Source organism: Pseudoroseomonas cervicalis ATCC 49957 (assembly GCF_000164635.1).
GTDB classification, from domain to species: Bacteria; Pseudomonadota; Alphaproteobacteria; order Acetobacterales; family Acetobacteraceae; genus Pseudoroseomonas; species Pseudoroseomonas cervicalis.
On record NZ_GG770777.1, the window covers coordinates 226,978 to 229,205 of the forward strand.

Below are 2,228 nucleotides of genomic sequence, written 5' to 3' on the forward strand. Positions count from 1 at the left end.
ATCGCCTGGCAGAGCACCGGGCCGCACACGCCCGAGCAGGGCCGCGCCGCCGCCGCCGGCTGGCTGGCCCACAGCACCCGCCCCACCGGCCTGCTGCTCGGCAGCGGCGCGCTGCTCGCCGGCTTCCTGGAGGGCGTGCGCGAGGCGGGGCTGCGCGTGCCGGAGGATCTCTCGCTGGTGGCCTTCGACGATGTCGGGCCGCTGCACCTGTTCAACCCGCCGATCACCGCCATCCGCCAGCCGGTGGCCGAGTTCGGACGGCGCGGCGTCGCCCTGCTGCGCGCCCGGCTGGAGAACCCCGGCCAGGCCGAGGGCAGCGCGCCGCCCATCCGGCTTCCGGTGGAGCTGGTGGAGCGGCACTCCGTCGCGCCGCCACCCGCACCGGGCCAGGCACCGGCGGTCTCCTCTTCCTGCGGCTTCATAGGGAAAGCCAACCGCACATGACCAAGACGAAGGTGCTGCTCGTCGGCGAAAGCTGGGCGACCTCCGCCACCCACTACAAGGGCTTCGACCAGTTTGGCAGCGTCACCTTCCACCTGGGCGCTGAGCCCCTGGTGGCCGCGCTGCGCGACAGCCCCTTCGAGCTGACCTACATGCCGGCGCATGAGGCGGCGCAGGGCTTCCCCTTCGCGGCGGAGGGGCTGGCCGGCTACGACGTCATCCTGCTCTCCGACATCGGCGCCAACACGCTGCTGCTGCCGCCCGAGGTGTGGCTGCAGGGCCGCCCCGTGCCCAACCGCCTCAAGCTGATCCGCGACTGGACGGAGCGGGGAGGGGGGCTCGCCATGATCGGCGGCTATTTCAGCTTCCAGGGCATCGACGGCCGTGCCCGCTGGCGGCGCACGCCGGTCGAGGACGCGCTGCCGGTGACCTGCCTGCCCTATGACGACCGGCTGGAAGTGCCGGAGGGCTTCGTGGCCGAGCTGGCGCCGGGCGCCGCCGGGCACCCCATCTTCCGCGGCGTGCCGCAGCCGCTGCCGCTGCTGCTCGGCGCCAACGAGGTGGTGGCCCGGCCCGGCGCCGAGGTGCTGGCCCGCCTGCCGGAGAGCGAGGGCGGCCACCCGCTGCTGGTCACCGGCCGGCACGGCGCCGGGCGGACCCTGGCCTGGACCTCCGACATCGGCCCGCACTGGCTGCCACAGCCCTTCGTCGACTGGGAGGGCTATGGCACGCTGTGGCGCAACATGCTGGGCTGGCTGGCGGGGCGCGACGCCTGATGCCCGCCCAGCCGGTCTTCCGCCCCCGCGCCAACGCGATCGAGACGCTGTTCGGCCGCCGCAAGGCCGTGATCGGCGTCATCCACTCGCTCCCCCTGCCTGGGGCGCCCGAGTATGACGGGCAGCCGATGGCGGAGATCGTCGACTTCGCCGTGGCCGAGGCGCTGCGCTACCGCGATGGCGGGGTGGACGGGCTGATCGTCGAGAACCACGGCGACATCCCCTTCAGCAAGCCCGAGCATCTGGGCCCCGAGACCGCCGCCGGCATGGCGGTGATGACCGAGGCGGTGCGCCGCGCCAGCGGCCTGACCGTCGGCGTCAACGTGCTGGCCAATGGCGCCATCCAGGCCCTGGCGGTGGCCAAGGCGGCGGGGGCCGCCTTCATCCGGGTCAACCAGTGGGCCAATGCCTATGTGGCCAATGAGGGCTTCGTCGAAGGCCCCGCCGCCGCCGCCACGCGCTACCGCGCCTGGCTGCGGGCGCGGGAGGTGAAGATCTTCGCCGATGTCCACGTCAAGCATGGCGCCCATGCGCTGACCGCCGACCGCTCGATCCCCGAGCTGGCGCGGGACGTGGAGTTCTTCGACGCCGATGTGGCCATCGCCACGGGCCAGCGTACCGGCGATTCCGCCAGCATGGAGGAGCTCTCCACCATCGCCTCCGGCACCGCGCTGCCGGTCGCGGTCGGCTCGGGCGTGACGCCGGACAATGTGGGCGACATCCTCACCGTCGCCGATGCCGTCATCGTCGCCAGCTACCTCAAGCGGGACGGCGTGTGGTGGAACCCGGTCGATCCCGAGCGGCTGCGGGTGTTCATGGCGGCGGTGGAGCGCGCCCGGACATGAGCCGCCTCCTCGTCCTCGGCAATGCCGGCATCGACTTGCTCTGTCCGGTGCCGCATCTGCCGCGGCCGGGGGAAACACTGGTGGCGCGCGGCGCGTCGCGCGCGCCGGGCGGCAAGGGGCTGAACCAGGCGGTGGTGGCGGCCCGGGCCGGCGCCGCCGTGCATCT

3 protein-coding genes are annotated in these 2,228 nt (G+C 73.5%); all 3 read left to right on the plus strand.

Annotated features, from left to right (window positions below):
* A partial coding sequence (locus HMPREF0731_RS00925) for a substrate-binding domain-containing protein (protein ID WP_007002096.1) occupies nt 1–444 on the plus strand: 444 nt, incomplete at its 5' end.
* Nucleotides 441–1,217 (plus strand): glutamine amidotransferase, encoded by a 777-nt coding sequence (locus HMPREF0731_RS00930; RefSeq protein WP_007002097.1) that lies wholly within the window; start codon nt 441–443, stop codon nt 1,215–1,217. The genes HMPREF0731_RS00925 and HMPREF0731_RS00930, both read left to right, overlap by 4 nt.
* Nucleotides 1,217–2,062 carry a BtpA family protein gene (locus HMPREF0731_RS00935; protein WP_007002098.1) on the plus strand — a complete coding sequence of 282 codons (846 nt, stop codon included), beginning with the start codon at nt 1,217–1,219 and terminating at the stop codon, nt 2,060–2,062. Before HMPREF0731_RS00930 ends, HMPREF0731_RS00935 begins: the two co-directional genes overlap by 1 nt.
* The last annotated feature ends 166 nt before the right edge of the window (nt 2,063–2,228 follow it).

What these genes read in the sequence shown, in the direction of transcription:
- HMPREF0731_RS00930 (WP_007002097.1), top strand. Translation starts at nt 441, where the DNA reads ATGACCAAGACGAAGGTGCTGCTCGTCGGCGAAAGCTGGGCGACCTCC.
- HMPREF0731_RS00935 (WP_007002098.1), top strand. Translation starts at nt 1,217, where the DNA reads ATGCCCGCCCAGCCGGTCTTCCGCCCCCGCGCCAACGCGATCGAGACG.